The sequence below is a fragment of the Pseudonocardia halophobica genome (assembly GCF_027922425.1).
Taxonomy (GTDB): Bacteria; Actinomycetota; Actinomycetes; order Mycobacteriales; family Pseudonocardiaceae; genus Pseudonocardia; species Pseudonocardia halophobica.
This window is the reverse complement of the sequence record NZ_BSFQ01000192.1, coordinates 1-767: the sequence shown is the minus strand read 5'-3', so window position 1 is coordinate 767 and position 767 is coordinate 1. Positions and strand designations below refer to the sequence as shown.

The following is a 767-nucleotide window of genomic DNA, read 5'->3' as shown; positions in this document are numbered from 1 at the left end:
GCGCGAGTGGCGAGGGTGGCCTGTTGGGCGAGCCGGGTGCGCTCCAGTGGGGAGGGCTCTCGCCCGAAGCGGGCGGTGAACGCGTCGACCAGCTCCCGCGTGCGGGCGGTGATGGCGTGTCGGCGGGAGGAGAACAGCTCCAGCAGCTCCGGTTCGATGCCGACGATCTCGCGCGCCCGCCCGTCGGGGCGGGTGGCCAGCTCCACCCCGAGTGTCCGCGACAGGTGGGCTTCCATGACCCGCTCGGCGATCGCGCCCGCCGCACCCCGGTGGGCGTGGATGGTGCGGGAGTCCAGCGCCCGCCACTTGCCGTCGACGGACTGGACGCGGTTGAGGATCGCGTTGTGCACATGCAGCTGCGGGTCCCGGTTGCGGGAGTCGTGCTGCAGGAACTGGGCGACGACGAACTCGTGGGCGTCCACCCACCGCCCGCCACCACCCCCGTGGTGACCAGCACGTGCGTAGCCGGCCGCGTCCTGCAGGTAGTCGAGTCCGGCGCGGGCCCCTTCGAGCACCGCGTCCTCCACCGCCCGCTGGTGCGCCGCCCACGCTGCGGCCGCCCGCTCGTCTCCCGCCGCGCGGGCGTCATTGGCGGCTCGCTCGAAGGCGGCACCGAGCACCGTCACGCTCTTCGGCGCCGAGAAGGTCGCGTCGATGAACGCCACCGCTTGCCGCGAGGACTGCTCGGCCTGCGAGCGCAGCTCGGCCCGCCGCTCCGGCCCTGCCTGCGGCTCGCCCGCCAGCAACTCCGCGTGAATTTGTTCGGG

General features: G+C 73.9%; 1 protein-coding gene. It reads right to left on the bottom strand.

The features are described from left to right. A partial coding sequence (gene mobF, locus PKE99_RS38090) for a MobF family relaxase (protein WP_271215105.1) occupies nucleotides 1–746 on the bottom strand: 746 nt, incomplete at its 3' end. Nucleotides 747–767: the final 21 nt, after the last annotated feature.